We start from the raw sequence: 26,860 nt of genomic DNA on the forward strand, positions 1-26,860 counted from the left end.
GAAATGAGGTAAATAAATGACAACTTAATCCCAATCCAGACTCCTTTAAATAGTTATTCCTCATTGAAAATCACTTTAATCAGGAGATAAACTCGCCGTGATCAACAGACAAGTTGAGTTCTCAAATAAATCCAATTTAAATATTTAAAGCGATTCTCTCATCGTTATTTAAAGGTTGTTTGTGAAGCACCACACAATAACGACTTTTCCTTCCGCTCCCCATTTCCTCATATTGATGGCGATCAAGAATGATCATACCGTCTGGTCGGTATGATTGGGCCATGAACATCGACACCCAACATAGAAAAAAAGACCCTGTACGTCTTTATCGACAACTGCTGGAGTCGGCCGCCACCATCGCCGGCCGGGATGGTATCGCCGCCCTGTCGTTGAACGCCGTTGCCTTTGAGGCCGGGGTGAGCAAGGGGGGCTTGCTGCACCACTTCCCCAACAAGCAGGCGCTGATCTTTGCCCTGTTTGCGCGTCTGCTGGCCATCATGGAAGAGGCCATCTCAGCACTGATGGCGGCAGACAAGACCGCCTACGGCCGCTTTACCCGTGCTTACCTGCACTATCTTTCTGCTCCTGAACTGACGGACACCCAGGAGAGCCGCCAGCTGATGGTACTCTCGCTGGCCATGCCGGATGAGCCGGTGCTGCGACAATGCTGGCGTGACTGGATGCTGGCGCATCTGGCGCAAGGGGATGAGCTGGATAATGGCCATACCGGCACCCTGGTACGTTATGCCGCAGACGGCATCTGGCTATCGGAATTGACCGAAGGGCGCACCATGAGCAGCGAGCACCGTCAGGCGCTGGTCAAGACCCTGCATAATATGACGCTCCCCACGTGAAGCTGATGGATTGAGGCCGAGATGCGCTACCACATCAATGCCCGCTTCATTTATGACGCGACCGATGGTTCCCTGACTCAGCGGGAAAGTGTTGAGCCGGACAGCCAATTATCCATCACTGCCAATGCGCTGTTTTATTTTTTCTTGCGAAATACCGGAATTGTCAGCCGCGAAGAGGTGCTTAAAAAAGTCTGGGACGATAACGGATTAACCTCATCGAACAGCAACCTCAACCAATACCTGAGCATATTGCGCAAGGCTTTTCGCCACTACGATATCGACAATATCATCATCACGGTATCGCGCGGTTATTTGCAGCTCAATCCCGAGGTCATCATCGAGCCTATTGAGCATGCGCCTGCACCGTCCATTGAAATAGTACCTTCGCCCTCCACGGTGGCCGCCGCCGAGCCGGCATTCGACCCTGCCGAATGGCCACTTCCCCTCACCCCCCGTTCACGCGGCATCTGCTGGTACATCGCGGGGGGCTGCATGCTCGCGTTTGCCCTCATGCTGCTGGCATTCGGTCTGTTGAATGGCCGTGAGCCGCGCCCCGTCACCCTGACCAGGATCCCCAACAGCCAGTGCGAATTGCTGGCCAGCGACGAGATGCTGCGCTCGGTCAGCGCCACGACCTACGGTGAGCATTTCGAGCAGGTGCGCCAGCGTTTGAACATCAGCTGCAAACCCGGCGAGCGTTTTCTGTTTTTCTACGGGGACAGACTGGAAACCAACGGCCTGGGCCGGGTATTTCTGGCCCACTGCGCCATGCATGAAGATAACCCGTTCAGCTATTGCGACAACTATTTCTACTACTCTTGGAAGCCGTGATGAGACTTGCGCCGCGTCCCTTCTTTCTCTTCTCCTGCACCCTGTTCCTCGCCGCGGCACTCTATGCCTGCTACCAGCTGCCCACCGAAAATGATGGCGTCATGAGCTGCGCCACCAAAGGCATCATGCGCTTTGAGGACATGAACAAAGAGAACGTCAACGGCAACATCCACTTCAATTTCGGCCGCCAGGGGAAAGGCTCCATGGTGGTTGAAGGCTATACCGATTCGGCCGCGGGCTGGCTCTACCTCCAGCGCTACGTCACGTTTACCTACAGCAGCAACCGGGTCTCCGCCACCGAGCGTCAGTACCGCATCAACAAATGGGAAGCGAGCGCCTCCTCCATCGATCAATCGCCGGACGTGATCTTCGACTACTTCATGCGCGAGATGTCCGACAGTCACGATGGGCTGTTTCTGAGCGCCCAGCGGCTCAATCAGCAGGCCATACTGCTGAGCTCCATCAACTCGCCGCTCTGGATCTGCACCCTCAAATCCGGTAGCGAACTGAACTAGTCCCGGCAATACGGCAGATGCCCCGACAAACTGACCCGCGCAAGCCCCTGATAACTCGGCCCTCATGCGGCTTTGTCCGCCTGTTTGCCCTGAAGGCAATGCCGTGGTGACTGCCTGCCACCCCTTCTCCCGACTGCATATCCGTGCCGACAAGACGCCCCTTGCGCATCACCAGGCAGGACCGGTTCCCGCTACTTTTCCAGCCCGCCCTATCCACTCTCGCGCCGGCATCCACATGACTCACGCCCCGCTCTCAATGCAACCTCCCCCGTCTGACCCGCCATCACCGCCCTTATCTCTCCTTCCCGTCACACCCGGCTCACTTTTTACATTTAGCCTCGCCAGCAAAACATGAGCTCCGCCACAGTTAGCAGCCGGCCGAATTACCTCTCCACCCCCATTGCCCAACAACTCATTAACATCGACAGACGATCTTTTCCCGGGCCTGAATTCGGCCTTATGCAAGGCGAAAACAGCCTCGTAGTTGCAGCATAAATAGATAAATACAGCTTATAAAAATCATAAATTCAGAACAACAAACTAAATATCTCAATTTTAAAGATTCAAATTCCACAAATACCGCCAATACCTATAGTGGCGATTGAACGCCGCAACCGTGGCTCATCGCCGTGACACGGACGGGGTTCCTTAACCACACCACACAATCTGTTCTGAGGAGATCACCATGGGTGATGCATTGGGGCTTATCGAAACCAAAGGTCTGGTGGCCTGCATTGAAGCCGCGGATGCCATGTGCAAATCCGCCAACGTGGAGCTGATCAGCTATGAAAACATCGGCTCCGGCCTGGTCACCGTCATGGTGAAGGGGGATGTCGGCGCGGTGAAAGCGGCGGTGGATTCCGGCGTGGAGTCGGCACAGCGCATCGGTGAAGTGGTGACCTCGCTGGTCATCGCCCGTCCGCACAACGACATCAACAAGATCGTCATTAAACACAAGGCTTGAGGCCGGGAGATCGCAAATGGGTGATGCATTGGGTTTGATTGAAACCAAAGGCCTGGTGGCCTGCATTGAAGCGGCGGATGCCATGTGCAAAGCCGCCAACGTCGAGCTGATCGGCTATGAGAACGTCGGCTCTGGCCTGGTCACCGCCATGGTGAAAGGCGACGTAGGGGCCGTGAAAGCCGCGGTGGACTCCGGCGTGGAATCCGCACAGCGCATCGGTGAAGTGGTGACCTCGCTGGTCATCGCCCGTCCGCACAACGACATCAGCAAGATTGTCGCCCAGTACAAAATTGCCGAATAACGGGAGAGAACATGATGAAAGAAGCGCTTGGTCTGATTGAGACCAAAGGCCTGGTGGCCTGCATCGAAGCGGCAGATGCCATGTGCAAGGCCGCCAACGTCGAGCTGATCGGCTATGAGAACGTCGGCTCTGGCCTGGTCACCGCCATGGTGAAAGGCGACGTCGGCGCGGTCAATGCAGCGGTGGATTCCGGAGTGGAAGCGGCGAAACGCATTGGCGAAGTGGTCACCTCTCGCGTCATCGCACGCCCGCACAACGACATCGAAAAAATCGCGGCGCAGCACAAGGCATGACCTGAGAGGGCACGCCCCGCCCGCACTTTTTTAGTCTGATGAAGGATAGATTCATGATTGAACTCGATACCGATTTGCTCTCCCGCCAGAACGCGAGAGAACTGGTGCGCAACGCCAAACAGGCGCAGGTGATTATGGCCACCTTTTCGCAGCAGAAAATCGACGCCATCGTGAAGAACGTGGCCGAAGAAGCCGCGCGCCATGCCGAAACGCTGGCGAAAATGGCCGCAGAAGAGACCGGTTTTGGTAACTGGCAAGACAAGGTGCTGAAAAACCGGTTCGCTTCGCTGCACGTTTACGATGCCATCAAAGAGATGAAGACCGTCGGGATCATTCATGACGATCAGGCGAAAAAAGTGATGGACGTGGGCGTGCCGCTGGGCGTGATCTGCGCGCTGGTGCCCTCCACCAACCCCACCTCCACCATCTTCTACAAAACCCTGATCGCCCTCAAGGCGGGCAATGCCATCATCTTCTCGCCGCACCCGGGCGCACGCCAGTGCAGCTGGAAAGCCATTGAAATCGTCAAGCGCGCCGCCGAAGCCGCCGGAGCCCCGGCGGGCATCGTGGACGGCGTCACCCAGCTGACCCTGGAGGCGACCTCCGAGCTGATGCACAGCAAGGACGTGTCGCTGATCCTAGCAACCGGTGGCGAAGGCATGGTGCGCGCGGCCTATGCCTCCGGCACCCCGACCATCAGCGGCGGCCCGGGCAACGGCCCGGCCTTTATCGAGCGCAGCGCCGACATTCACCAGGCGGTGAAGGACATCATCACCAGCAAGACCTTCGACAACGGCGTGATCTGCGCCTCCGAACAGTCGATCATCGTCGAACGCTGCATCTACGACGAGGTTCATCGCGAGCTGGCGGCCCAGGGCGCCTACTTCATGAACGAAGACGAAGCCGCCAAGATGGCTGCCCTGCTGCTGCGCCCGAACGGCACCATCAACCCGAAAGTGGTGGGCAAGACGGCGCTCCATCTCAGCCAGCTGGCCGGTTTCAGCGCCCCCCCCAGCACCCGCGTGCTGGTGGCCGAGCAGACCACCGTCTCCCACAGCAACCCCTACTCCCGTGAAAAGCTCTGCCCGGTGCTCGGCCTCTACGTGGAAGAGGAGTGGCGCGCCGCCTGTCATCGGGTGGTCGAGCTGCTGACCAACGAAGGGCTGGGCCACACCCTGGTGATCCATACCCGCAATCAGGACGTGATCCGCCAGTTCAGCCTGGAAAAACCGGTCAACCGGATCCTGATCAACACCCCGGCCGCCCTCGGCGGCATCGGTGCCACCACCAACCTCACACCGGCCCTGACCCTCGGCTGCGGCGCCGTCGGCGGCGGCTCCAGCTCCGACAACGTCGGCCCGATGAACCTGCTCAACATCCGCAAGGTGGGTTATGGCGTGCGCACCATCGAAGAGCTGCGCGCCCCCATCCAGCCGGTTGCGGTGCAGCCCGCCAGCGCCGCCCTGGCCGCGCCCCAGCCCTGTAGCATCCTCGACGATGCCCGCTTCAGTGCCCCGGCGCCGGCCTGCCACAGCGCCGACGACCGCTTTGCCGGCGCAACCGCCGAGGTTGGCGGCGAGATCAGCGAGCAGAACGTGGAGCGGGTCATCCGTCAGGTGCTTGAGCGCCTTGGCAAGTAACCCATTTAGATAAGGCGATAAAAACCATGATTCTCGCAAAGGTAACCGGACATGTCGTCGCCACGCAGAAGTGCGATGAGCTGCGCGGCAGCAACCTGCTGCTCATCACCCAGCTGGACGATCAGCAGCAACCGATGAAGGACCGCTCCTGGGTCGCCGTCGACAGCGTCGGCGCAGGCATGCACGACGTCGTACTGGCCGAGGAGTACCTCGCGCTCAACAGAGACCGCTACAAGGCCATGTCGGTGGTCGCCATTGTCGAGAAGGTGTTTCGGGACGCTTGAGGAGTGAATGACCCAATGAGTGAATTTTTGCTGAAACCCCGGATCCGCTTCGGTCAGGACGCCCTGTCCGCCCTGGCCGAAGTGCCCGCCCGCCAGGCGCTGCTGGTCACCGATCAGATGATGGTGAAAGTTGGCCTGGCCGACCGGGTGACGCAGATCCTGCGCCAGCGCGGCATCCCGTTCCTGTGCTGGGACGATGTAGTGGCCGATCCGGACATCACCACGGTCGTGCGCGGCATGAAGCTCATGGACGGCTGCTATCCGGATCTGGTGATCGCGCTGGGCGGCGGTTCGGTGATTGATGCAGCCAAAGCGGTCATGTTCGCCCTGGCGCAAACCCGCCCGCATCTGGGGCGCGAGCGCCCCTGCTTCGTGGCCATCCCGACCACCAGCGGCACCGGCTCGGAAGTGACCAGCTTCTCGGTGGTCAAGGCCCGCAGCGAGAAGCTGGTGCTGGTCGACCCGTCATTGCTGCCGGATATCGCCATTCTCGATCCGTCGCTGGTGGCATCGGTACCGCCCGCCATCACCGCCGACACCGGGATGGACGTGCTGTGCCATGCGCTGGAGGCCTATGTCTCCCGGGCGGCCAGCGACTTTTCCGACGCATTGGCGGAAAAGGTGGTGCAGCAGGTCTTTCGCTACCTGCCCGCCTGCTGGCGCGACGGCCACGATCTGCTGGCGCGGGAGAAGATGCACAACGCCTCCTGCATGGCGGGCATGGCCTTCACCAACGCCTCGCTCGGCATCACCCACAGCCTGGCCCATGCCCTCGGCGGCGTATTCCGCGTCCCGCACGGGCGTGCCAACGCGCTCCTCATGGCGCAGGTCGTGGCATGGAACGCCGACCACGACGGGCAGTGCGATACCCAGGCCGCCCACAAATATGCCCGCCTGGCCCACCTGCTGGACCTGCCCGCCAATACGCCGCGCGAAGGGGTCAACAGCCTGCTGGTGGCCATCCAGGCGCTCAAAGACGAGATGAAGATGCCAACCGGCATTGGCGATACCAGCCTCCTCGCTGCCGATTTCGACCAGCGGCTGGCGGAGATGGTCAGCCAGGCGCTGCGCGACAACTGCACCCCGACCAACCCGCGCGCACCGGATGCCCGGGCATTGACCGAACTCTATCGCAAGGCATGGTGCGGCACTCTCGCCGCCGGCCACTAAGAACAAGAACTGGAGAACCTACCTCATGGCACACTACAGCTTAACGCCGCGCGTCAACGTGCTGGCTGAACGTTTACTGGCGCACGCCAGCACCCTGTGCAGCGAACACGCCACGATTTTGAGCGGGCTGGATGACGACATCGCGGGCATTCCCGCCGCCGTCAAACCGGCACGCCGCTTTTACGAGCTGATGCGCCAGCTACCGCTGACCATCAGTGCCGACGAGTTGATTGTCGGCAACCAGACCCGCACCCCGCACGGCGCCATTTTCCACGACGAAAGTGCCGGGCAGCGCCCGTCCACCTTCCAGTTCCTGAATCTGAATAGCGCCATCGACTCCCCCGACTACAAGCTGGTGGTGGAGAAGGGCGTGCTGGCCATCAAGCAGCAGCTGGAAGAGAAAACCCGCTCGCTGGGCAGCGCCGTCAGCCGCAGCGGCATGGACGAGGTCAACGGCTGCCGCGCCGCCATCCACGCCTGCGATGCCCTGATGGCGCTGGCACAGAACCTGGCCAACAGCGCCGAAACCCTGGCCGCCGCCGAAACCAACCCGTTCCGCCAGGCCGAGCTGCGCGACAGCGCCGCCATTTTGCACCATGTACCGGCCCACCCGGCGCGCAACTTCAAAGAGGCCTGCCAGTCGTTCTACCTGTTCCAGCTGGCGCTTCAACTCGACAACGGCAGCTATGCAGTCAACCCGGAAGGGGCCGACAAGGCGCTGCTGCCCTACTTCCAGCGCGATATCGCCAACGGCGCACTGACCGAGCAGCAGGCGTACGAGATCGTCGAGTGCCTGTGGTTCAAGCTGGCAGAGCTGAGCGAAGTGCGCGCCACCTGCGCCATCGACGGCTACCCCATGTTTGATGCCCTGCTGCACGGCGCCAGCCTGGAGCAGGCGAGCATCAACCCGCTCTCCGAGATGTTCCTCTGCGCCCAGCAAAACCTGAGCGCCCTCGAGCTGCCGGTTCGCCTCTTTCGCGGAGTGCAGCACGTCTCCGCCGCCCCGTTCGCCGCCTGTGCCGATACGCCGGTGATGGAGGGGCTGACGCCGCGCCTGCAGCGCCTGCGCAACCACTATCTGACCGTGCGCCCCAGCGTCTCCATCTACCGGGCACAGGCCTTTACCGAGGTCGTCAAGGCCAACCCAGGCATGCCGACCATCTTGCTGCGGGCCAAGGCGTTCCGTCACGCCTGTGAAACCGCCCCCATCCTTATCCAGGATGACGAGCTGATCGTCGGCCACCCGTGCGGCAAGCCGCGCGCCGGTGCCTTCTCGCCGGACATTGCCTGGCGCTGGGTTCGCGACGAGCTCGATACCATGAGCACCCGTCCGCAAGATCCCTTTGAAATCAGCGAAGCGGACAAGAAAACCATCCGCGAAGAGATAGTGCCGTTCTGGGAAGGCCGCTCGCTGGACGAGATCTGCGAAGCGCAGTACCGGGAAGCCGGCGTCTGGGCCTTCAGCGGCGAAACCTTCGTCAGCGACCTCTCCTACCACCAGATCAACGGGGGTGGCGACACCTGCCCGGGCTACGACGTGCTGCTGTTCACCAAGGGGATGAACGGCATCAAGGCAGACGCCCAGGCCCATCTCGACCAGCTGAGCATGGAGAACCCGGACGACATCGATCGCATCTACTACTACAAGGCAGCGATCGAAACCTGCGAAGGGGTGGTCAACTACGCCCGCCGCATCGCGGCCCATGCCCGCGAACTGGCGGCGAAAGAGCAGGATGCCCAGCGCCGCGCCGAACTGCTGACCATCGCCGAGGTGAACGAGAACGTGCCGGCCAACCCGCCCAAGACCCTGCAAGAAGCGCTGCAGAGCATCTGGACGGTGGAGTCGCTGTTCGAGATCGAAGAGAACCAGACCGGTCTGTCACTCGGTCGGGTCGACCAGTACTGCTACCCCATGTTCGAAGCGGATATCCGCGAGGGTCGTCTGACCCACGAAAGCGCACTCGAGCTGATGCAGGCCTTCATCATCAAGTGTGCCGAGCTGATGTGGATGTCGAGCGAGCTGGGGGCGAAATACTTCGCCGGCTATCAGCCCTTCATCAACCTGACCGTGGGTGGCCAGAAGCGCAGCGGCGGCGATGCCTGCAACGATCTGACCTACCTCATCATGGATGCCGTGCGGTTCGTGAAGGTCTACCAGCCGTCGTTGGCCTGCCGCATTCACAACCAGTCACCGCAGAAATACATGGAGAAGATCGTCGACGTCGTGAAGGCGGGGATGGGTTTCCCGGCCTGCCACTTCGATGACTCCCACATCAAGATGATGCTGCGCAAGGGCTTCGACTTTGAAGACGCCCGCGACTACTGCCTGATGGGCTGTGTCGAGCCGCAAAAATCGGGACGCATCTATCAGTGGACCTCCACCGGTTACACCCAGTGGCCCATCGCCATCGAGTTCGTGCTCAACCGGGGACGCATGGTGCTGTTCGACAGCCATCAGGGGCTCGATACCGGCGACCTGCGCGAGCTGTGCACCTTCGAGCAGTTCGATGCGGCGGTGAAACAGCAGATTGCCCACATAGTTCGCATGTCAGCAGTCGGCACTGTGATCAGTCAACGCGTGCACCGCGACGTGGCGCCGAAACCACTGATGTCACTCATGGTGGAAGGGTGCATGGAGAGCGGAAAAGATGTCTCTGCTGGCGGTGCAATGATCAACTATGGGCCCGGACTCATCTTTTCTGGCCTTGCAACTTATGTCGACTCCATGGCGGCAATCCGCAAGCTGGTGTTCGAGGAGCAGAGATACACACTCGAACAAATTCGCGATGCCCTGCTGGCCAACTTCGAAGGGTTTGAAGCGCTGCGCCGCGACTGCCTCAATGCGCCCAAGTACGGCAACGACGACAACTACGTCGACCAGTACGCGCTGGATATCACCGAGTGGACGGAGAAGGAGTGTCGCAAGTACAAGATGCTCTACTCCAGAATGAGTCACGGCACCCTCTCCATCTCCAACAACACCCCCATCGGCGAGCTGACCAACGCCACGCCGAACGGGCGCCTGGCCTGGATGCCGCTCTCCGACGGCATCAGCCCGACCCAGGGGGCAGACAAGCAGGGGCCGACGGCCATCATCAAGTCCGTCAGCAAGATGAACGTGGAGACCATGAACATCGGCATGGTGCATAACTTCAAGTTCCTCAAGGGGCTGCTGGATACCCAGGAGGGACGCCATGGCCTCATCACCCTGCTGCGCACCGCCTCCATCCTCGGCAATGGCCAGATGCAGTTCAGCTATGTCGACAACGAAGTGCTGAAAAAGGCGCAGCAGGAGCCGGAGAAGTACCGCGACCTCATCGTGCGCGTCGCCGGCTACAGCGCCTATTTCGTCGAGCTGTGCAAAGAGGTGCAGGACGAGATCATCAGCCGCACCGTGATTGAGAAGTTCTGATCGATACGTTGATAACCCGTCTTTCTTAATCGCCAAAATAACCGGAAGTACTCCGCAATGGCAGGTCGCAAATAATGCGACTGCGGCCTGCCACATCCGGAGAGGAGGCAAGCGTGATCGCAAATAATGAATTAACCGGCCGCATATTCAATATCCAGAAATATTCGATATATGACGGCGATGGCATTCGCACGCTGGTTTTTTTCAAGGGCTGCAACCTTCGCTGTCCCTGGTGCGCCAACCCTGAAGGGCTCAGCAGCCAATTTCAGGTGATGTTTTCCCACGACAAATGCATCAACTGCGGTGACTGCGTGAATGTCTGTCCGGCCGGAGTCCATTACCGGGCCGAAGAGAACGGCAGCATGAAACACTTCGTCGATCGCAATAAGGATTGCATCGGCTGCCGCAAATGCGAAGAGGTCTGCACCCAGCATGCGCTGGACATCATGGGCAAGGATGTCACCGTCAGCGAGCTGATGGAGATCATCATGCAGGACTATGACTTTTACATCTCCTCCGGCGGTGGCGTCACCATCGGCGGCGGCGAGATGAGCCTGCAGACCGACTTTGCCGTCGCGCTGTTTAGCGAATGCAAGAAGATGATGATCAATACCGCCATCGAGACCCAGGGCACCACCTCGCTGGCCAATTACCAGCAGCTGGCTCCCGTCACCGACACCTTTTTGTTCGATATAAAGCAAATCAACAGCGAACAGCATAAGGCGATGCTGGGTATCGGCAATGAAGGGATTCGCCGCAATCTGGAATGGCTGGTTGATTACGGCGCCAAGGTGATTGTGCGCATGCCGCTCATCCGTGGATATAACGACTCATGGGATGCCATTACCGGCGCCATCGAATATGTACAGAACTTGGCGAAGCGGGGAAATATCCTGCGGATCGACATGCTGCCGTACCACCAGCTGGGCCGCAAGAAGTATGAGCGGCTGGATATGCCCTACCCGATTGCGCAAGACCCCTCTTACACGCCGGACGAATTGGATCGGCTGGAGGCCTTCTTTGCACAATTTGATTTCGATATTCGCTTGGTCCGCCATTAACAGGAGTCGACGATGAAAAGTTTGGGCGTAATTGAAACGCGAGGATGGGTCGCCGCCATTCAGGCGGTGGACGCCGCCTGCAAAGCGGCAGGCGTCAGCTGCATCGGCTATCGCAAGGTGGGTTCCGGGCTGGTGAGCGTCTGCTTCGAAGGGGAGATCAGCGCCATCCACACCGCCATCGAGCGTGGCGTCGCGGTGGCCGCCACCATCGACCAGCAGGTCCATTCCCTGGTGATTGCCCGTCCGGAGCCAAGCGCGGTAGCGGCGCTCAGCAACCTCAAGGGCTACCCGCCGCGCGTGCCGGCCAGCACCAAGAAGGAGATTACTACCGCAACAAGCGCTGTACCGGCCCTGTCACCGGAAAGCAGTGCCGATACCGAACCGGCCACTCCATCGGCCAGCCAGCCTGCCGCGGATCAGGCGGAAGACCGACAGGGCGCGGCAAGAAAAGGGAAGAAAGCATGATCGATCCCCAGCTGCATCAAAAGATCGCCGCCCGTCTGAGTCTGGTCAGCCCGGCGATCCCGGTCGGCATCTCGAATCGCCACGTTCACCTGGCACAACAGGATGTGGAGGCCCTGTTCGGCAAGGGTTACACCCTGACGCCGCTCAAACCGCTGCGCCAGCCGGGCCAGTTTGCCGCCGAAGAGTGCGTCACCGTGGTTGGCCCCAAGGGCTCGCTGACCCGAGTACGGGTACTCGGCCCGACCCGGCCGGTTTCACAGCTGGAGATCTCCCGCGCCGACTGCTTCGCCCTCGGCATCAAGGCGCCGGTCCGCGAATCAGGCCAACTGGAAAATACCGGTAGCGCCCTGCTCATCGGCCCCGCCGGCCACGTGGAGCTGCGCTCTCAGGTGATCTGCGCCTGGCGACATATTCACCTCTCGCCACAAGACGCCAGCCAGCTCAACGTGACCCACGGTCAGAAGGTGAGGGTGCGCAGCGACGGCGAGCGCCAGTTGACCTTCGATGAGGTGGTGGTGCGGGTGCGCGACGATTTCGCCCTGGAATTTCACATCGATACCGAAGAGGCCAACGCCGCCGGCTTGAAAAACGGCGCGCAGGTCAGGCTGCTCGGCTAACGGAGATCCCCATGACCGACGAACAGATTGAACGCCTGGTCGAACAGATGCTCAGGCGCCTGCAGCCACCGTTGCTGGTGATGGTGACCGCGGCCCAGGGCTATCGGCAGGCCATTCGAAACCGTCTGGCCAGCTGTGGGCAGCCCCTGCAGCTTGCGCTGGCAGCAGACATTGAGGATGACGCGCTGTGGCAACCGCTGGGGGAGACAGTGCCGGTCAGCATCTGGCAACAGGCCCTGCCGCCCGCCCCCTATCGCGCGCTGGTGCTGCCCTTTCTCGACTACCCGCTGGCGATGGATCTGCTGAGCGGCTCGCTGCAAAGCCCCGTCGCCCGGCGGCTGCACGATGCCCTGCTGAGCGGCTTGCCGGTGCTGGCGCTGCGCTATCACTGCGATCCCGAGAGCGAGCTGAACCAGCTGTTGGGGTCGCAACCGGGCGCGCCATACGCCGGGCACATGCAGGCGGCGCTCAGCCGTCTGGACGAGCTCGGTGTGGTGCTGTGCACCATGAACGAGCTGCTGGAGAAGCTGGCACCGGCGAACGACGCGGCTCCTACGCCAGCGTGCACGGCGCGCCGTTATCTCACGGTCAGCGATGTAGAGAAGGATCCGGCACTGGCACAGACGGCCGAGGCCCAGCTGACCGATGCCGCCATCGATTTTTTGAAAAGCAGAAGAAAAGAAAAACAACCTTACCTTAAATAACAAACCCGGAGTTTAACTTATGTCTTCAAAAACAAAATGTTGGCTATGGATGCTGCTGGTGATTGTGTCCGAAACCTCGGCCACCTCCACCCTCAAGATGTTTGGCAGCAGTGAAGGAACCACCAAGATGCTGCTGCTCGGTCTGCTCGTGCTGCTCTATTGCACCTGCTACTACTCTCTCTCCCGCGCGGTAAAAGACATTCCCGTTGGGCTTGCCTACGCCACCTGGTCCGGAACCGGCATTCTGGTGGTCTCCACCCTGGGAATGGCGTTTTACGGCCAGCACCCGGACACCGCCGCCATGATCGGCATGGCCGTCATCGCCAGCGGCATCGTCATCATGAACCTGTTCTCCAAGATGGGCAGCGAAGAGGGCAGCGATGCCTCCGCCGAGCCGCTCACTCCCCCCATGAACAACAACATCGCCAACTGACGCAAAAGGAATGACCCATGTTTAATTTCGGATTTTTATGGCTGGCGCTCTCTATCGGCTCTGAGATCACCGGCACCTCGATGATCAAGAAGACCAACGGTTTCAGCAGACTGGGGCCATCCATCCTGGTCGTCTGCGCCTACAGCCTGTGCTACTTCGCCCTCACCCGCGCCATGAGCACCATTCCGGTCGGGGTGGCCTATTCGCTCTGGTGCGGCTTCGGCATCGTCGGGGTCACCATCTGTTCGATGCTGCTCTACAAGCAAAAGCCGGATCTGCCCGCCATCCTGGCGATGGCGCTGATCATCTCGGGCGGGGTGATCATGAATGTCTTCTCCAGCATGTAACGCCGTGACAAGACCCTGGCAGTTGCGCTCTGCACCTGCCACCGGCGCGCCGGCATGCTGGCCCTGACACGCCCTGCCTGGTAACAAGCCGGCAAGCGTTGCAAAAGAGAAAGGCCCAAGCTGGCTGGCAGCTTGGGCCTCATATTTGATCCCGTTGGCGTTCCCGTGACTACACGCCCCCCATCGCATACCTCAACCCCATCACCATGAGAAGGGAAAATAGCCTCTCTTGCTGGCAGGCTGTTGACCTAGATTGGCCAGGAGAGCGTGAATGTCGTTCCGCCACGTTCGGTTGGTTGGCAAACCGCACTGCCGCAGTGAGCCTCGACAATGGCCTTGACCACGGCGAGTCCGAGCCCGCTGCCGCCGCTCTTGCGCGAGCGTGATGGATCCCCCCTGCGAAACGCATCGAAGATATGGGCTGCAACCTCCTCGCTGATGCCGGGCCCCTCGTCTTCCACACTCAGAATGCACTGGGCGTCCGAGCGATACAGACGCACGGTCAGCAGGCCCGGCACCCCATGCTTCTGGGCATTCTCCAGCAGCGCCATCAGAGCCTGACGGATGCGAAGTGCATCGCAACAAACAAGGAGTTCGGCATCGAGCTCCCGCTTAAGGGTGAAACCGCTCGCGGCCAGAGAGGCGGCAAACGCCTCGAGCACCACGGCAAGCTCGTCTGCCAACCTGCTCTCCTCTCGTTGCAACTCCAGATGGCCGCTGTCGTTGAGGCTCAGTACCCGCAAGTCTTCGATCAGGTGGGTCAACCCCTCCACTTGACGCAGCAAGCCTTCGAAGAGTTCACGCTCTGGCGGAAATACCCCTTCGGCCAGCCCCTGCAAGCGGCCGCGCAAGATGGTCACCGGGGTGCGCAATTCGTGGGCGATGGCGGCATTCCAGAACTCCCGCTCGCGGGTCATGCTCTGCAGCCGTTCGGCCATGGTGTTGAAGTCCCGCACCAGTTGCGCCGTCTCCCCAATTGCCTGTTCATCCAGCGGCACGCGCGCATCGAGTTTGCCCTCTGCCACCTCGCGCAGGCTGTTCGCCACCGAATTGAGCGGGGTCAGGATGCGCCGAGAGAGGCGAACCGACACGTACAGCGCCATCCCCAATGCAATCAGAATGGTCGAGCCTATCCAGAGCATCTCGACCCTGGAGGGTATCCAGCTCTCGGAGATGCTGCCAGGCACATAGGTCACGGCAATGGCGTAGAACACATAGGTGCCGATCACCGCGAGGGAGATGATGCCAAGCGCCATCAGCCCCAGGGAGCGGATGATCTGCCTGCGCAGGCCGGGGGCCGATGTCATGCATCGCCCCCGAAGCGATAGCCTACGCCCCAGACACTGGCGGGCACCCCTTGGATGCCGTGCGCCTCCAGCTTCTTGCGCAGCTTGCTGATGTGGCTGTCCACCGTGCGCTCCTGGGTATCCCCCTCGGGCAAGCAGTGGGTCAGCAGTTCGGCGCGGCTGAACACCCGTTTCGGCGCCCGCATCAGGGAGGCGAGCAACTTGAACTCGGTCAGGGTCAGATCCAGCACCAGTTGCCCCTCATCGCGGCAAAGGCTGGCCTCGTGGCTCTCCAGATCGATCTGGAAGGGGCCGACCCGCAACACCCGGGCCGTGGCCTGCTTTGCCGCCTGGCTGCGTCTGAGCACCGCCTGTACCCGGGCCACCACTTCGGCCGGGTTGAAGGGTTTGACCACATAGTCATCCGCCCCCATGCGCAGCCCCATCAGCTTGTCGAGGTCCTGATCCAGGGCGGTCAGCATGATCACCGGCGTGTCGCCACGGGCCCGGATCTCGCTGAGCACCTGCCAGCCGTCGAGCTGCGGCATCTGCACATCCAGCAGCAGGAGATCGGGTTTGCATGTCTGGTGCATGGCCAGGGCTACGCGGCCATCGGCGGCATGCAGGGTACGCAAGCCGTGGCGTTGCAGGTAAGCGGCGAGGATCTCGGCGATCTCGGCTTCATCCTCTGCAATCAGTACCAGTGACTGGGCCGCCGGGCTGGCGGAGGCTGGAAGATACGACATGGTCGGCCTCGAAAATGGTGGATTTGAACTTTATCACCGCCTCCATGGATTCTCCACAAAGCCTCGAATCATTCGCAATAGCCCCTCTCCATAATGCCCGCTCGATGTGCTCTCGCGGCAACACCATGCCGGGGAGACGGTTTAACGAGGTGAGTATGATGTTTGTCAGACAGCGGTATGCGGGCGCTCTGCTTGCCGTCATTGCCGTATTCGGGTTGGCAGGTTGCGATGGGGCGGCGCCGCAAGCGCAAGACGCGCCAGCCCTTCCTCAGGTGTCGGTGATGACGCTGGCAGGGCAGGACCTGGTCATCAGCGAGGATCTGCCCGCCCGGGTGGCCGCGGTGCGCAGCGCCGAAATTCGCGCCCAGATAAGCGGCATTGTGCAGCGCCGCCTGTTCGAGCAGGGCGCCGAAATCGGCGCAGGCACAGTGTTGTTCCAGATAAACCCGGCCCCCTTCAAGGCGGATGTCGACAGCGCCGCCGCCGCATTGCAGCGAGCCGAGGCCGTGCTGGCCCGCGCGCGCATCCAGATTGACCGCCTGGTGCCGCTGCTGCGCACCGAGGCCATCAGCCGCCAGACCTATGATGACGCCGTCTCCCAGCGGGATCAGGCGGCCGCCGACGTGGCTCAGGCCAGGGCGACCCTGGCCCGGCACCAGCTGAACCTGCAATTTGCCAGCGTGGAGGCCCCCATCGCCGGGCGCATCGATCAGGCCCTGGTGAGCGAAGGGGCCCTGGTGTCGCCCACCGATGCCACCCCCATGGCCAGGATCCAGCAGATCGATCAGGTCTACGTCGATGTGCGTCAACCGGCCTCGGTACTGGAAGCCCTGCGCCAGCAGACAGGGTCGACGGCGCCTGAACTGACGGTGGAGATCCTCGGCAGCGATGGCAAGCCGCTCGGCATGCAGGGGCACATCCTCTTCTCCGGCATCGAGGTGGATGCCGGTACCGGTGACGTACTGCTGCGGGTGCTGGTGGACAACCCGGAGCGGCGCCTGTTGCCCGGCCTCTACGTGCAGGCGCGCATTCCCCGGGCTCACTATGCCAACGCCCTGAGCGTGCCTCAGCAGGCGGTGGTGCGTACATCGGGCCAGACCAGCGTGTGGGTGGTGGATGACCAGGGGCAGGCACAGCAAATAGCTGTCACAACCGGTGAGCTGGTGGCGCGCCAGTACCGCATCGTATCCGGGCTCAGCGCCGGACAACGGGTGGTGATCGAGGGGATAGACCGCCTGACCCCGGGGGCGCAAGTCATTGCCCATCCCTGGCAGCCCCTTGTTGCCGGCCAGTAAGCCGGCACCCACACCCGCTGAATCGGAGACGTTTTCATGCCGCAGTTTTTCATTCATCGCCCGGTGTTTGCCTGGGTGATCGCCCTCTTCATCGTGCTGGCGGGGGTCATCGCCATTCCCAAGTTGCCCATCTCCCGCTATCCCTCGGTGGCGCCGGTGTCGGTGACCCTCTATGCCACCTATCCGGGCGCCACGCCACAGACCCTGAACGATGCGGTGGTGAGCCTTATCGAGCGCGAGCTGTCGGGGGTCAAGAACCTGCTCTACTTCGAGTCGTCGGTGGACGCCTCGGGCAGCGCGCAGATCACCGCCACCTTCAAGCCGGGCACCGACCCCGAGCTGGCCCAGATGGACGTGCAAAACCGCATCAAGGGGGTCGAGCCTCGCCTGCCACAGGCGGTGCGGCAAAACGGCCTGCAGGTGGAGTCCGCCTCTTCGGGTTTTCTGATGATGGTCGGCATGACCTCGCCGGATGGCCGCTTCGACGAAATTGCGCTGAACGACTACATGGCGCGCAATATCGTCCAGGAGCTGCGCCGCATCGAGGGCGTGGGACGGGTGCAGTTGTTCGGCGCCGAACAGGCCATGCGAATCTGGGTGGATCCGGGCAAGCTCGCCGCCTACGGGCTGACCATCAGCGAGGTGGCGCAGGCCATCGAGCAGCAAAACGTGCAGATTGCACCGGGACGCCTCGGCGATGAACCCGCCCTGCCGGGGCAGCGTGTGACGGTGCCCCTTACGGTTCAAGGGCAGCTGACGACCCCAGAGGCGTTCGCCGCCATCGTACTGCGGGCAGGTGCCGATGGCGCCAAGCTGGTGCTGGGTGATGTCGCCCGGGTCGAGCTGGGGGCGCAATCCTACGCTTTTGCCAACCGCGAGAACGGGGTGGCCGCCACCAGCGCTGCCATCCAGCTCTCCCCGGGTGCCAACGCCGTGCGCACCGCCGATGCGGTGCGCACCCGTCTCGCCCAGCTCGCCCCCACACTGCCGGCGGGCATGGCTTACTCCATCCCGTTCGACTCGGCCCCCTTCGTCAAGGTCTCCATCGACAAGGTGATCCACACCCTGCTGGAAGCCATGGTGCTGGTGTTCCTGGTGATGTTCCTCTTCCTGCAGAATCTGCGCTACACCCTGATCCCGGCCATCGTCGCCCCCATAGCCCTGCTCGGCACCTTCGCTGTGATGCTGCTCGCCGGCTTTTCCATCAACTCCCTGACCATGTTCGGCATGGTGTTGGCCATCGGCATCATAGTCGACGACGCCATCGTGGTGGTGGAGAACGTCGAGCGCCTGATGGCCACCCGGGGGCTCTCGCCCAGGGAGGCGACATCGCGAGCCATGAAGGAGATCACCGGGGCGGTGATCGGCATCACCCTGGTGCTCACGGCGGTGTTCATTCCCATGGCATTCGGCAGCGGCTCCGTGGGGGTCATCTACCAGCAGTTCACCCTGTCAATGGCGGTCTCGATCCTGATTTCGGCCTTCCTCGCCCTGACCCTGACGCCCGCACTCTGCGCCACCTTGCTGCGCCCGGTCAGCCCGAGTCATCATGAGAAGCGCGGCTTTTTCGGTGCCTTCAACCGGGGCGTCGAGCGCCTCACCGCAGGCTACGGCACGCAGGTGACCCGCCTAGTCGGGCGCAGCGGACGCATGATGGCGGCCTTCCTTGCCCTCTGCGCCGTGCTGGCCATCGCCGCCGCCCAGCTGCCCTCCTCTTTCCTGCCGGACGAGGATCAGGGCTACTTCATGACCTCCATCCAGTTGCCGACCGGTGCCACCAGCGAGCGCACCCTGGCGGTCATCAAGGAGTTCGAGGCCCATGTGGCCTCTCGCAAGGCGCTGGACACCAACCTGGTGGTGCAGGGCTTCAGCTTCTCCGGCGCCGGCCCCAATGCGGCCATGGCCTTCACCATGCTCAAAGACTGGGACCAGCGTCATGGTGCCACGGCAGCCGAAGAGGCAGAACTGGCACAGGCCGCCATGGCCAACAGCAAGGAAGGCACGGTAATGAGCCTGCTGCCGCCCGCCATCGACGAACTGGGCACCTCTTCGGGTTTCACGCTCTTCCTGCAGGACAGGGCCAACCAGGGGGAAGCCGCGCTGCTGGCCGCCCAAGCGCAACTGCTGGCACTGGCCGCACAAAGCGAGGTGGTGAGCGATGTCTATCCGGACAGCCTGCCCCCCGGCGAGAGCGTTCACCTCGAGATCAACCGGCAGAAGGCCGAGGCCATGGGACTCTCGTTCACCAGCGTGAGCAGCACCCTGTCGGCGGCGATGGGGTCGCTCTACATCAACGACTTCCCCAACGGCGGGCACATGCAGCAGGTCATTCTGCAGGCCGATGCCAAGGCACGCATGCAGCTCGATGACGTGCTCGGCCTGCGGGTGCGCAATGCCAGCGGCGGCATGGTGCCCCTGCGGGAGGTGGTGACGCCAACCTGGCGCCAGTCGCCGCAGCAGATGATGCGCTTCGAGGGCTTCCCCGCCGTGCGCCTCTCCGGGAGTGCCGCCCCCGGGGTTTCCAGCGGCGCCGCGATGGCGGAAATGGAGCGCCTGGTGGCACAATTGCCGCCAGGCTTCGCCCTGGCCTGGACGGGGCAGTCGCTGCAGGAGCGCCAGTCGGCGGCCCAGGCCCCCCTGCTGATGCTGCTGTCGGCGCTGGTGGTGTTCCTGGTACTGGCCGCGCTCTACGAGAGCTGGTCCATCCCGCTCTCCGTGATGCTGGTGATCCCCCTGGGCCTGCTCGGTGCCGTGGCGGCAGTGATGCTGCGCGGCATGCCCAACGACGTCTTCTTCAAGGTGGGCATGATCACCATCATCGGGCTGTCGGCCAAGAACGCCATCCTCATCGTGGAGTTTGCGCGCCAGTTGCACAACGAGGGTCGCACGCTGCTTGATGCCGCGGTGACCGCCGCACGCCTGCGTCTGCGCCCCATCCTGATGACGTCGCTCGCCTTCACCCTCGGCGTGGTGCCGCTGATGCTCGCCAGCGGCGCCAGCGCGGAGACCCAGCATGCCATCGGCACCGGCGTGTTCGGCGGCATGATCAGCGGCACCCTGCTGGCCATCTTCTTCGTGCCGGTCTTCTTTGTCTTCATCATCGGGGCGCAGGAGCGCCTGCAGGTCTGGCTGGCCCGGCGTGCTCAGCAATGGGGAGAGCAATAATGGCCAGGCTTTGCCCCCTGAGCCTGTTGTGCGGCCTGAACGAGGGCCGCCAGACAGCTCTGGTTGAGGTCTGCGTTGCCAGCCCTCATTCACCCACCATTACGGAGGAGCCACGCCATGTTTTCTGACACTCAACGCCGCTGGCTGGTCCTCCTGGCCTTCTTGCCGGTAGTCATCGACATGACCATATTGCACATTGCCGTACCTTCGCTGACCCAGGCCCTCGGTGCATCCGCTACCGAGGTACTGTGGATCATCGACATCTATCCGCTGCTGATGCCGGGACTGCTGGTGGCCATGGGCACTCTGGCGGATCGTATCGGCAACCGGCGTGTGCTGCTCACCGACCGGGCTTGCCATCTTCGGGATGGCTTCCCTGCTGGCCACCTTTGCGCCGACGCCAGCCATGCTCACCAATGCACAGGGGCTGCTGGCCCTGGTGGGCGCGATGATCATGCCCTGCGTGCTGGGCACCATACGTCGCACCTTCCAAGAGGAAAATGAGCGTGCCATTGCGCTGGGCCAGTGGGCAATGGTTAGGGCTGCGGGGCGGTTCTCGGACCGTTGATCGCTGGAGTGCGGCTGGCCCACTACTGACGGGGATCGACCTTTTTGATCTATGTCCCGGTCATGCTGTTGGTTGCGCCGCTGGTATTCATCCTATTGCCGCCAATCGAACGGACGACGTCGGGTAGCTGGGGATTGGGCCAGGCGCTGCTGCTTATCCTCGGCGCCCTGGCGGGGGTCGAGCTGACCCTGGCGCAGGAGCTGCAATACGTGCTGGGCAACACGCCACTACAAGCCGGCATGTTCATCATCCCCATCATGGCCGCAGCCGCCGTGGGCGGCCCGAACGCGGTTACCTCTTCAACCTCTGTAGCCTGCGCACCGTCGCCAGCTCATCGCTGGCAATCTCTGCGGCCGCACTCTGCTATCTGACCCAGGTGGACTTTCACCATCCCAATGTCAGGATGCCAGCAACGCTGGCCCTGCTGGGACTCTGTCTCAGCATCGGTCTGACGGCTTCCTCCATTGCCAACATGGACGCAGTGGAGGCGGACAGAGGTGCAGGGAGGCAACAGTCTATGAACCAGGGGCGGGGTTCGGGAGCACCTTCTAATGGCGTACTATAAAAATCACAAAATGAAAAAGCCCAACCTGTCAGACAGGTTGGGCCTTGAAAATGGCGGAGAGACAGGGATTCGAACCCTGGGTGGCATTGCTGCCACAATTGATTTCGAGTCAATCCCGTTCGGCCACTCCGGCATCTCTCCACGGGGCTTCATTGTTACCGGAGCAGCCTCTGGAAATCAACTTGAATCTCTTTAAAGATCAAACGACTGCACACAAAACCAGCAAGTGAGTGCATGTCTGGCAAGCAGGCGTCCGAGCCTGTCGCTCCCGGCATTGGTGCCCAAGCCAGGGCGATCAGCCCCCTGCATTGCATCTCGTGCATTCGATGGCGCTGAACCGCCACCCCCTCTCCCGTCAGCGTTCCTCTGCTCATTGCAGATGGCTTGGCTTTGCATTAAAAACAGGCAAGACAGGGTCAACATGACGGATTGCCGTGCAGGGACCCGGCTGCAACCCTAGTCGGCCAGGCTGGCAATCGACGCGCATTTGACTGACAATTTCCCCCTTTTTCCTAGGAGGTCGCGGTGCGGCCCCTCATCCAATCAGACAGGAAGTACATGTTCATCGCACGAACCCTCTCATTGCTGGCGCTGACCGCCAGCCTGCTGACGGCTCCGGCCCTGGCTACCACCTATCCACTGCCCCCGGCAGGCAGCCGCCTGATCGGCGAGCTGGAGGACTACATAGTCCAGCCAGATGAACATCTCGAGCTCATCGGCAAGCACACCCAGATTGGTTTTTTGGCGCTGCTGGAAGCCAATCCGGGGGTCGACCCCTATTTGCCCAAACCGGGCACCCGGCTGACTCTGCCGACCCAAATGCTGCTGCCGGACGTGCCCCGCGAAGGCATAGTGATCAATCTGCCGGAGCTGCGCCTCTACTATTTCCCCAAGGGCAAGAACGAGGTGATGGTGCTGCCCATCGGCATCGGTGACATAGGGCGGGAGACCCCCGAAATGACCACCACCATCATTGCCAAGAACCCCAATCCGACCTGGGTGCCCGGCCCCATGGTGCGCAAATCCTGGCTGGAACAAAAAGGGATCACCCTGCCGGCGGTCGTGCCGCCCGGCCCCGACAACCCCCTCGGCAAGTTCGCCATGCGCCTTGGCTATGGCAAGCGGGACTATCTCATCCACGGCACCAACAAGGATTTCGGCGTCGGCCTGCGGGTCAGTGCCGGCTGCATTCGACTGCGCCCTGACGACATCGAGGCCCTGTTCAAGATTGTCCCCGTCGGCACTCAGGTGCGGGTGATCAACCAGCCGGTCAAGACCGCCATCGAGCCGGATGGCCGCCACTGGCTGGAGGTTCACTCTCCCCTCTCTCGCACCGAACTGGAGCTGGAGCAGGGCGCCCCGCTGATCCTCTCCGCCGAGGCACAGGCCTTCATCGCCAGGCCGGAAGTCGACGGGGACAAGGCCGCCAGTGTGCTCAACAGCAAGAACGGCATTCCCCGTCCCGTCAGCGGCTGATAGCCAACCATGTTCACGAGGATCTTCATGAGCTACCGCGTTTTTTGCCTGCTTGCCCTGCTGCTGAGCCCGGCGGCTCTGGCCGACATCCTCTGGATGGACAACGGTGACCGGCTGACCGGCACCATAGAGGAGATAGGTGACGAGGAGGTGCGCATCGCGCTCCCTTACAGTGAGCCCGTCACCGTCAAGCGCGAGGCGGTCAAGCGCTGGCGCATCGAGAAGCAGGACAAGCCGAAACCAACCGTCAAGAGCGGCATTACCCTGCTCGCCCTGACGCCGGATGACCCGAAAGCCTGGCTGTGGAGCGGCAGCGGCGATCTGAACGTCAAGCTCAAGCACAGCGACAAGAAGACCAACAACGTCAACCTGAAGGCATCCACCGAGGTGGCCAACCTCGACTGGCGTTATACGCTGGACGGGGAGTACATCTACGAGACCGCCAACAACGTCACCAACAGCCACGAGTATCGACTCAAACCCATGCTGGACTTCTTCTTCGACCAGCGCTGGTTTTTACGATCAGCCATCGACTTTCAATACCAGATGCTGAACCCCGAATACATGGATGTGGGTTATGTGACCGGCCCTGGTTACCGGTTCTGGAACGACAAGCGGCGGCGGCTGGAGCTGATCGGCCAAGCCGGGCTGGAGCGCTCCTACTTCAGACCGGATGACATCAACACCCTCTTTATCATCGGCCTGTTCAACGACAGGATCATCAACTATCCCCTGCTGGGCCTTGGCTGGGATTATCGTCAACCCGTTGCGCTCTGGTCGGAGCAACTGGAGCTGTTCAGCAAGGGCGGCTACAAGCGCTATCTGGACCAACCCTCACCCTATTTCACCCGGGAGCAGGCGGTGCAGGGCAGCCTGGGGATGCGCTACTACTTCAACGATCACCTGCGCCTCTCCTGGTCAAGCGAGCTCGACTGGGAAGATAATCGTATCAATATCCCGGGCTTAGAGCTGAATAACGGCAGAGAGTGGCGCCATCTGCTCACTCTGGGAGCCAGTTTCTGAGCCAGGCCGATCACCGATGACCCAGCAGCCACAAAAAAATCAGGCCCACCTAGGTGGGCCTGATTTTTGGCAAGGCTGGGGGTGAGCCGCGGCCTAGAAGTAGAGTCGGGTGACAGACTCGATGACGCAGCCGGGGCGACGCACACCCTCGATCTCCACCTTGATCTCCTTGAGCAGCTCCAACCCGCCCTTGATCGGGGTGACCCGAGCCAGCTTGGTGCGCGCGCGGATGTTGCTGTCCACCTTGATGGGGTACGGGAAACGGACCTGATCCAGACCGAAGTTCACCACCATGCGGGCGGTCGGAAACTCCGGATTGGCCTCGTCCACCGAGCCGGTCAGCTGCGGCAGCAGGGCCAGGGTCAGGAAGCCGTGAGCAATGGTGGTCTTGAATGGAGACTCGGCGGCGGCACGCTCGGGGTTGGTGTGGATCCACTGATGATCCCCGGTCACGGCGGCAAACAGATCGATCATCTGCTGGCTGACATGCAACCATTCGCCCACGTGGGTCTCTTCACCGATGCTCGCCTGCAAGGTGGCAAACAGGGTCGCCGCCTCACCGTCGAGTTCGATGATCGACTCTTGCGGTGGCACGGGCTGGCCGTTGACGGCCTGGGCCGCGCCCTGCTGCTGCTGCATGGACTGGCTGTCGCCCTGCAAATCCAGCACTCGCCCCAGCAGAGGGTGGAGGTGTGCCTTTTGCTGAAACTCACGCCAGTAGTCGCGGATAGCCGGAGAGAGCCAATCCTTGAGCTCAAAGGGGTGCTGCGCCAGAATTTCGCGCTTGCGCTTCAGAAAATCGACAACTTTCATGTACCGATCCCTATTCGATTCAAAGCCTGTAAAGAGGTCTAACCAGTCCTATTTTATTAAAGTTACAGCTGAAAGTGCAAAAAAATCTCGGCGTACAGCTGTACCAAGGCAAAAATCACTACAGGATAGCTACATAACAGCATGATGAACCAACGAAGAAAACGATTGCCTGTTTTTTGTCCGTTCATGTTGGCATTGAGATGAAAAAGGCCCGGTCACGGGGCTGTGTGGAGATCAGCGCTCTGCTGACCACCACTCGCGGCACCCTGCCTCATCGAAGAAGGTCCAGGCCAGCACCCGGCTCACCTTGTTGCCCTGCGCCATCTCGAGCACCCGCACCTGACGAGCCCCGATACGAGTCAGCGCCTTCTTCGCCGCCGGTAGATTCTCCTTTTTCGATACCAATGAGCTGAACCAGAGGCTCTGTTCGGCAAAGGCCCGGCTCTGGTTGATCATCGTGGCCAGAAAGGCGGCCTCTCCCCCTTCGCACCAGAGCTCGGCCTTCTGGCCGCCGAAGTTGAGCACCGGCTTGTCCTTGACCTCCTTGCCCAGATTGCGCAGCTTGCGCTCCGTCCCCTTGCTCGCCTCCGCCAGCGACGCGTGAAAGGGAGGGTTGCAGAGGGTCAGCGCGAAACGCTCGCGCGGCGCCACTATGCCCTGAAAGATGTCACCGGCCCTGCCCTGCAGGCGGCACTCGATCTGGCAGCCCAGCCCGTTGCTGTTGGCCAGCAGAGAGGCAGCCTTGACCGACACCGGATCGATGTCGGAGCCGACGAAGCGCCAGCCATATTCGCGGGCGCCCAGCAGGGGGTAGATACAGTTCGCCCCCACCCCGACATCCAGCACCCGCACGCCCTTGCCGGTCGGCACCTTGCCCGCGCTCTCGGCCAGCAGGTCGGCCACTCTGTGCAGATAGTCCACCCGCCCGGGAATGGGCGGACAGAGATAGCCGGCCGGCAGATCCCAGTGCTGGATACCGTAATGCAGCGCCAGCAGGGCCTTGTTCAGCGCCTTGACGGCGGCGGGGTCGGCAAAGTCGATGGTGCTGGCGCCGTAGGGATTGACGAAGACGAAGGGCTGCAGCTCGGGAGTACGCAGGCAGAGCGCGGCAAAGTCGTAGGGAGCCTGGTGGCGATTGCGCGGGTGCAATCCGGATTTATGGTCTGAACGGGTCTTCATGCTGGGTCTGCCGGGGAAAAAACGGGCCCACACTATAGTGATTCGGCACCCGAAAGTCTAAATCGCGGCCATAAAAAACCGGGCTACGGGAGCCCGGTTCAAGTGAGGTTGGAAAAACAGTCCGTACTGCGAGCCGTTTGTCCAGCCTGACTCAGATGTCGATCCGGCGTGCCTGCCAGAACTTGCTGCGCCAGTAAGAGCTGTCGAGCTTGGAGCGGGTTACCCCGGCCCGGGTGGAGGCGTGGATGAACTCGCCATTGCCCACATAGATGCCGACGTGATTGAGGCGGCGATTGATTTTGAAGAAGACCAGGTCACCTTCGACCAGATCCTGCTTGGAGACTCGGGTGCCTTCATGGACCTGGGAGCGGGTATCACGGGGAAGTTCGATGCCGACGGCGTTGCGGAACACTTCACGGGCAAAGGCGGAACAATCAATGCCGCGCTGGCTGCTGCCTCCCATGCGGTAAGGAACGCCGCGCCACTCTTTGTATACAGTCAGGATTTCGTTTACATCTGGGGTTTGTGAAGCTTCCGGTTCAATTACGGGTTCCATCATGGAAACTTCGATCTTGCTCGCGACCTCGGGCTGGGGTGCCGAGGCACAACCCACCATTCCGAGCGCGACCAGCAGTAGCATCAGGTAGCGCAATCCTTTATCCCCGCAAAATAGTAAAACTTGTTAAAATACGGCCCGAACGGGCAATTTATAAGGCAACAGCACCCGACTATATCCAAGAATTCTATCGAGGCAAGCGAAAATCCCTATCGACCTCACATTTCTGCAAGGAAATGCATTATTTTTCCTGATTAATGTGATCGTGGCCAAACAATATACAATCTCGAAAGAGGC

The 26,860-nt window shown here is 61.4% G+C and carries 27 protein-coding genes and 1 tRNA gene; 22 read left to right on the forward strand and 6 right to left on the reverse strand.

The features are described 5' to 3' along the window. Window positions 1-281 precede the first annotated feature (281 nt). The 16 genes from ACB031_RS11615 (at window position 282) to ACB031_RS11690 (ending at window position 13,891) form a co-directional block, all read left to right on the forward strand. Complete coding sequence (locus tag ACB031_RS11615; protein WP_211051477.1) at window positions 282-854, forward strand: TetR/AcrR family transcriptional regulator; 573 nt, start codon at window positions 282-284, stop codon at window positions 852-854. Between the two features lie 21 nt (window positions 855-875). Continuing rightward, entirely contained in the window at window positions 876-1,685 is an 810-nt protein-coding gene (locus ACB031_RS11620; RefSeq protein WP_211051480.1) for a winged helix-turn-helix domain-containing protein, read from the forward strand. Continuing rightward, complete coding sequence (locus tag ACB031_RS11625) at window positions 1,685-2,200, forward strand: FidL-like protein (RefSeq protein ID WP_010634658.1); 516 nt, start codon at window positions 1,685-1,687, stop codon at window positions 2,198-2,200. The genes ACB031_RS11620 and ACB031_RS11625 overlap by 1 nt, the downstream gene beginning before the upstream one ends. A 685-nt stretch (window positions 2,201-2,885) precedes the next feature. After that, on the forward strand, window positions 2,886-3,164 hold the full coding sequence (locus ACB031_RS11630; RefSeq protein ID WP_010634659.1) for a BMC domain-containing protein: 279 nt from the start codon (window positions 2,886-2,888) through the stop codon (window positions 3,162-3,164). Window positions 3,165-3,180: 16 nt separating this feature from the next. Continuing rightward, the gene (locus ACB031_RS11635) at window positions 3,181-3,465 is read left to right on the forward strand and encodes a BMC domain-containing protein (protein ID WP_017766566.1); all 285 of its coding nucleotides are present in this window, start codon (window positions 3,181-3,183) and stop codon (window positions 3,463-3,465) included. A gap of 14 nt (window positions 3,466-3,479) precedes the next feature. Continuing rightward, on the forward strand, window positions 3,480-3,758 hold the full coding sequence (locus ACB031_RS11640; protein WP_002442217.1) for a BMC domain-containing protein: 279 nt from the start codon (window positions 3,480-3,482) through the stop codon (window positions 3,756-3,758). A gap of 53 nt (window positions 3,759-3,811) precedes the next feature. Next, the gene (locus ACB031_RS11645; protein ID WP_201892289.1) at window positions 3,812-5,398 is read left to right on the forward strand and encodes an acetaldehyde dehydrogenase (acetylating); all 1,587 of its coding nucleotides are present in this window, start codon (window positions 3,812-3,814) and stop codon (window positions 5,396-5,398) included. Window positions 5,399-5,424: 26 nt separating this feature from the next. Further along, window positions 5,425-5,682: a EutN/CcmL family microcompartment protein gene (locus ACB031_RS11650; RefSeq protein WP_010634663.1), complete on the forward strand. Its 258-nt coding sequence runs from the start codon at window positions 5,425-5,427 to the stop codon at window positions 5,680-5,682. A gap of 15 nt (window positions 5,683-5,697) precedes the next feature. Then, window positions 5,698-6,852: a 1-propanol dehydrogenase PduQ gene (locus ACB031_RS11655; RefSeq protein ID WP_258120116.1), complete on the forward strand. Its 1,155-nt coding sequence runs from the start codon at window positions 5,698-5,700 to the stop codon at window positions 6,850-6,852. Window positions 6,853-6,877: 25 nt separating this feature from the next. Beyond that, window positions 6,878-10,264 carry a choline trimethylamine-lyase gene (gene cutC / locus ACB031_RS11660; protein WP_371139602.1) on the forward strand — a complete coding sequence of 1,129 codons (3,387 nt, stop codon included), beginning with the start codon at window positions 6,878-6,880 and terminating at the stop codon, window positions 10,262-10,264. 113 nt (window positions 10,265-10,377) lie between these two features. Further along, a complete protein-coding gene (gene cutD / locus ACB031_RS11665) occupies window positions 10,378-11,325 on the forward strand; it encodes a choline TMA-lyase-activating enzyme (RefSeq protein WP_017766562.1) in 948 nt (315 codons plus the stop codon). Window positions 11,326-11,337: 12 nt separating this feature from the next. Continuing rightward, window positions 11,338-11,790 carry a BMC domain-containing protein gene (locus tag ACB031_RS11670; RefSeq protein WP_042006030.1) on the forward strand — a complete coding sequence of 151 codons (453 nt, stop codon included), beginning with the start codon at window positions 11,338-11,340 and terminating at the stop codon, window positions 11,788-11,790. Beyond that, window positions 11,787-12,407 carry a phosphate propanoyltransferase gene (locus ACB031_RS11675; RefSeq protein WP_371139603.1) on the forward strand — a complete coding sequence of 207 codons (621 nt, stop codon included), beginning with the start codon at window positions 11,787-11,789 and terminating at the stop codon, window positions 12,405-12,407. Before ACB031_RS11670 ends, ACB031_RS11675 begins: the two co-directional genes overlap by 4 nt. 11 nt (window positions 12,408-12,418) lie before the next feature. Continuing rightward, a complete protein-coding gene (locus tag ACB031_RS11680; RefSeq protein WP_371139604.1) occupies window positions 12,419-13,111 on the forward strand; it encodes a hypothetical protein in 693 nt (230 codons plus the stop codon). Window positions 13,112-13,130: 19 nt separating this feature from the next. Continuing rightward, window positions 13,131-13,544, forward strand: a complete 414-nt coding sequence (locus ACB031_RS11685; RefSeq protein ID WP_016350021.1) for a multidrug efflux SMR transporter — start codon at window positions 13,131-13,133, stop codon at window positions 13,542-13,544. 17 nt (window positions 13,545-13,561) lie between these two features. Next, window positions 13,562-13,891: a multidrug efflux SMR transporter gene (locus ACB031_RS11690; protein ID WP_010634671.1), complete on the forward strand. Its 330-nt coding sequence runs from the start codon at window positions 13,562-13,564 to the stop codon at window positions 13,889-13,891. Between the two features lie 248 nt (window positions 13,892-14,139). Here the strand turns inward: ACB031_RS11690 and ACB031_RS11695 are convergent, their stop codons facing one another. Both ACB031_RS11695 and ACB031_RS11700 read right to left on the reverse strand, forming a co-directional pair. Continuing rightward, window positions 14,140-15,198: an ATP-binding protein gene (locus ACB031_RS11695; protein WP_371139605.1), complete on the reverse strand. Its 1,059-nt coding sequence runs from the start codon at window positions 15,196-15,198 to the stop codon at window positions 14,140-14,142. Next, the gene (locus tag ACB031_RS11700; RefSeq protein ID WP_010634673.1) at window positions 15,195-15,923 is read right to left on the reverse strand and encodes a response regulator; all 729 of its coding nucleotides are present in this window, start codon (window positions 15,921-15,923) and stop codon (window positions 15,195-15,197) included. The genes ACB031_RS11695 and ACB031_RS11700 overlap by 4 nt, the downstream gene beginning before the upstream one ends. 155 nt (window positions 15,924-16,078) lie before the next feature. Between ACB031_RS11700 and ACB031_RS11705 the strand changes: the two genes are divergently transcribed. The 4 genes from ACB031_RS11705 to ACB031_RS11720 all read left to right on the forward strand — a co-directional run bounded on the left by ACB031_RS11705 (window position 16,079) and on the right by ACB031_RS11720 (window position 21,322). Further along, on the forward strand, window positions 16,079-17,218 hold the full coding sequence (locus tag ACB031_RS11705) for an efflux RND transporter periplasmic adaptor subunit (RefSeq protein ID WP_371139606.1): 1,140 nt from the start codon (window positions 16,079-16,081) through the stop codon (window positions 17,216-17,218). Between the two features lie 36 nt (window positions 17,219-17,254). Further along, the gene (locus ACB031_RS11710; RefSeq protein ID WP_371139607.1) at window positions 17,255-20,383 is read left to right on the forward strand and encodes a multidrug efflux RND transporter permease subunit; all 3,129 of its coding nucleotides are present in this window, start codon (window positions 17,255-17,257) and stop codon (window positions 20,381-20,383) included. 117 nt (window positions 20,384-20,500) lie between these two features. Continuing rightward, window positions 20,501-20,887, forward strand: coding sequence for a hypothetical protein (locus tag ACB031_RS11715; protein ID WP_371139608.1), 387 nt, complete (start codon window positions 20,501-20,503; stop codon window positions 20,885-20,887). A gap of 108 nt (window positions 20,888-20,995) precedes the next feature. Next, on the forward strand, window positions 20,996-21,322 hold the full coding sequence (locus tag ACB031_RS11720) for a hypothetical protein (RefSeq protein WP_258120137.1): 327 nt from the start codon (window positions 20,996-20,998) through the stop codon (window positions 21,320-21,322). Between the two features lie 245 nt (window positions 21,323-21,567). On the opposite strand, the gene ACB031_RS11725 is transcribed toward ACB031_RS11720, so the two are convergent. Next, window positions 21,568-21,657 (reverse strand) — tRNA-Ser (locus ACB031_RS11725). Window positions 21,658-22,074: 417 nt separating this feature from the next. Between ACB031_RS11725 and ACB031_RS11730 the strand changes: the two genes are divergently transcribed. Continuing rightward, window positions 22,075-22,992 (forward strand): L,D-transpeptidase family protein, encoded by a 918-nt coding sequence (locus ACB031_RS11730; RefSeq protein WP_017766557.1) that lies wholly within the window; start codon window positions 22,075-22,077, stop codon window positions 22,990-22,992. A gap of 27 nt (window positions 22,993-23,019) precedes the next feature. Continuing rightward, complete coding sequence (locus tag ACB031_RS11735) at window positions 23,020-24,015, forward strand: DUF481 domain-containing protein (protein WP_017788508.1); 996 nt, start codon at window positions 23,020-23,022, stop codon at window positions 24,013-24,015. A 93-nt stretch (window positions 24,016-24,108) separates the two neighbouring features. Here the strand turns inward: ACB031_RS11735 and ACB031_RS11740 are convergent, their stop codons facing one another. The 3 genes from ACB031_RS11740 to ACB031_RS11750 form a co-directional block, all read right to left on the reverse strand. After that, window positions 24,109-24,828, reverse strand: a complete 720-nt coding sequence (locus tag ACB031_RS11740) for a MaoC family dehydratase (protein WP_371139609.1) — start codon at window positions 24,826-24,828, stop codon at window positions 24,109-24,111. A gap of 234 nt (window positions 24,829-25,062) precedes the next feature. Further along, window positions 25,063-26,007, reverse strand: coding sequence for a 23S rRNA (adenine(1618)-N(6))-methyltransferase RlmF (gene rlmF / locus ACB031_RS11745; RefSeq protein ID WP_371139610.1), 945 nt, complete (start codon window positions 26,005-26,007; stop codon window positions 25,063-25,065). 151 nt (window positions 26,008-26,158) lie between these two features. Beyond that, window positions 26,159-26,647: a C40 family peptidase gene (locus tag ACB031_RS11750; protein ID WP_005298673.1), complete on the reverse strand. Its 489-nt coding sequence runs from the start codon at window positions 26,645-26,647 to the stop codon at window positions 26,159-26,161. Window positions 26,648-26,860: the final 213 nt, after the last annotated feature.

This window comes from Aeromonas sp. S8(2024) (assembly GCF_041403085.1).
In the GTDB taxonomy this organism is placed as follows: domain Bacteria; phylum Pseudomonadota; class Gammaproteobacteria; order Enterobacterales; family Aeromonadaceae; genus Aeromonas; species Aeromonas dhakensis.

Excerpts from the sequence above, each read along its gene's own strand:
- ACB031_RS11615 (WP_211051477.1), top strand. The coding sequence starts at position 282 with ATGAACATCGACACCCAACATAGAAAAAAAGACCCTGTACGTCTTTAT.
- ACB031_RS11620 (WP_211051480.1), top strand. The coding sequence starts at position 876 with ATGCGCTACCACATCAATGCCCGCTTCATTTATGACGCGACCGATGGT.
- ACB031_RS11625 (WP_010634658.1), top strand. The coding sequence starts at position 1,685 with ATGAGACTTGCGCCGCGTCCCTTCTTTCTCTTCTCCTGCACCCTGTTC.
- ACB031_RS11630 (WP_010634659.1), top strand. The coding sequence starts at position 2,886 with ATGGGTGATGCATTGGGGCTTATCGAAACCAAAGGTCTGGTGGCCTGC.
- ACB031_RS11635 (WP_017766566.1), top strand. The coding sequence starts at position 3,181 with ATGGGTGATGCATTGGGTTTGATTGAAACCAAAGGCCTGGTGGCCTGC.
- ACB031_RS11640 (WP_002442217.1), top strand. The coding sequence starts at position 3,480 with ATGAAAGAAGCGCTTGGTCTGATTGAGACCAAAGGCCTGGTGGCCTGC.
- ACB031_RS11645 (WP_201892289.1), top strand. The coding sequence starts at position 3,812 with ATGATTGAACTCGATACCGATTTGCTCTCCCGCCAGAACGCGAGAGAA.
- ACB031_RS11650 (WP_010634663.1), top strand. The coding sequence starts at position 5,425 with ATGATTCTCGCAAAGGTAACCGGACATGTCGTCGCCACGCAGAAGTGC.
- ACB031_RS11655 (WP_258120116.1), top strand. The coding sequence starts at position 5,698 with ATGAGTGAATTTTTGCTGAAACCCCGGATCCGCTTCGGTCAGGACGCC.
- cutC (WP_371139602.1), top strand. The coding sequence starts at position 6,878 with ATGGCACACTACAGCTTAACGCCGCGCGTCAACGTGCTGGCTGAACGT.
- ACB031_RS11670 (WP_042006030.1), top strand. The coding sequence starts at position 11,338 with ATGAAAAGTTTGGGCGTAATTGAAACGCGAGGATGGGTCGCCGCCATT.
- ACB031_RS11675 (WP_371139603.1), top strand. The coding sequence starts at position 11,787 with ATGATCGATCCCCAGCTGCATCAAAAGATCGCCGCCCGTCTGAGTCTG.
- ACB031_RS11680 (WP_371139604.1), top strand. The coding sequence starts at position 12,419 with ATGACCGACGAACAGATTGAACGCCTGGTCGAACAGATGCTCAGGCGC.
- ACB031_RS11685 (WP_016350021.1), top strand. The coding sequence starts at position 13,131 with ATGTCTTCAAAAACAAAATGTTGGCTATGGATGCTGCTGGTGATTGTG.
- ACB031_RS11690 (WP_010634671.1), top strand. The coding sequence starts at position 13,562 with ATGTTTAATTTCGGATTTTTATGGCTGGCGCTCTCTATCGGCTCTGAG.
- ACB031_RS11695 (WP_371139605.1), bottom strand. The coding sequence starts at position 15,198 with ATGACATCGGCCCCCGGCCTGCGCAGGCAGATCATCCGCTCCCTGGGG.
- ACB031_RS11700 (WP_010634673.1), bottom strand. The coding sequence starts at position 15,923 with ATGTCGTATCTTCCAGCCTCCGCCAGCCCGGCGGCCCAGTCACTGGTA.
- ACB031_RS11705 (WP_371139606.1), top strand. The coding sequence starts at position 16,079 with ATGATGTTTGTCAGACAGCGGTATGCGGGCGCTCTGCTTGCCGTCATT.
- ACB031_RS11710 (WP_371139607.1), top strand. The coding sequence starts at position 17,255 with ATGCCGCAGTTTTTCATTCATCGCCCGGTGTTTGCCTGGGTGATCGCC.
- ACB031_RS11715 (WP_371139608.1), top strand. The coding sequence starts at position 20,501 with ATGTTTTCTGACACTCAACGCCGCTGGCTGGTCCTCCTGGCCTTCTTG.
- ACB031_RS11730 (WP_017766557.1), top strand. The coding sequence starts at position 22,075 with ATGTTCATCGCACGAACCCTCTCATTGCTGGCGCTGACCGCCAGCCTG.
- ACB031_RS11735 (WP_017788508.1), top strand. The coding sequence starts at position 23,020 with ATGAGCTACCGCGTTTTTTGCCTGCTTGCCCTGCTGCTGAGCCCGGCG.
- ACB031_RS11740 (WP_371139609.1), bottom strand. The coding sequence starts at position 24,828 with ATGAAAGTTGTCGATTTTCTGAAGCGCAAGCGCGAAATTCTGGCGCAG.
- rlmF (WP_371139610.1), bottom strand. The coding sequence starts at position 26,007 with ATGAAGACCCGTTCAGACCATAAATCCGGATTGCACCCGCGCAATCGC.
- ACB031_RS11750 (WP_005298673.1), bottom strand. The coding sequence starts at position 26,647 with ATGCTACTGCTGGTCGCGCTCGGAATGGTGGGTTGTGCCTCGGCACCC.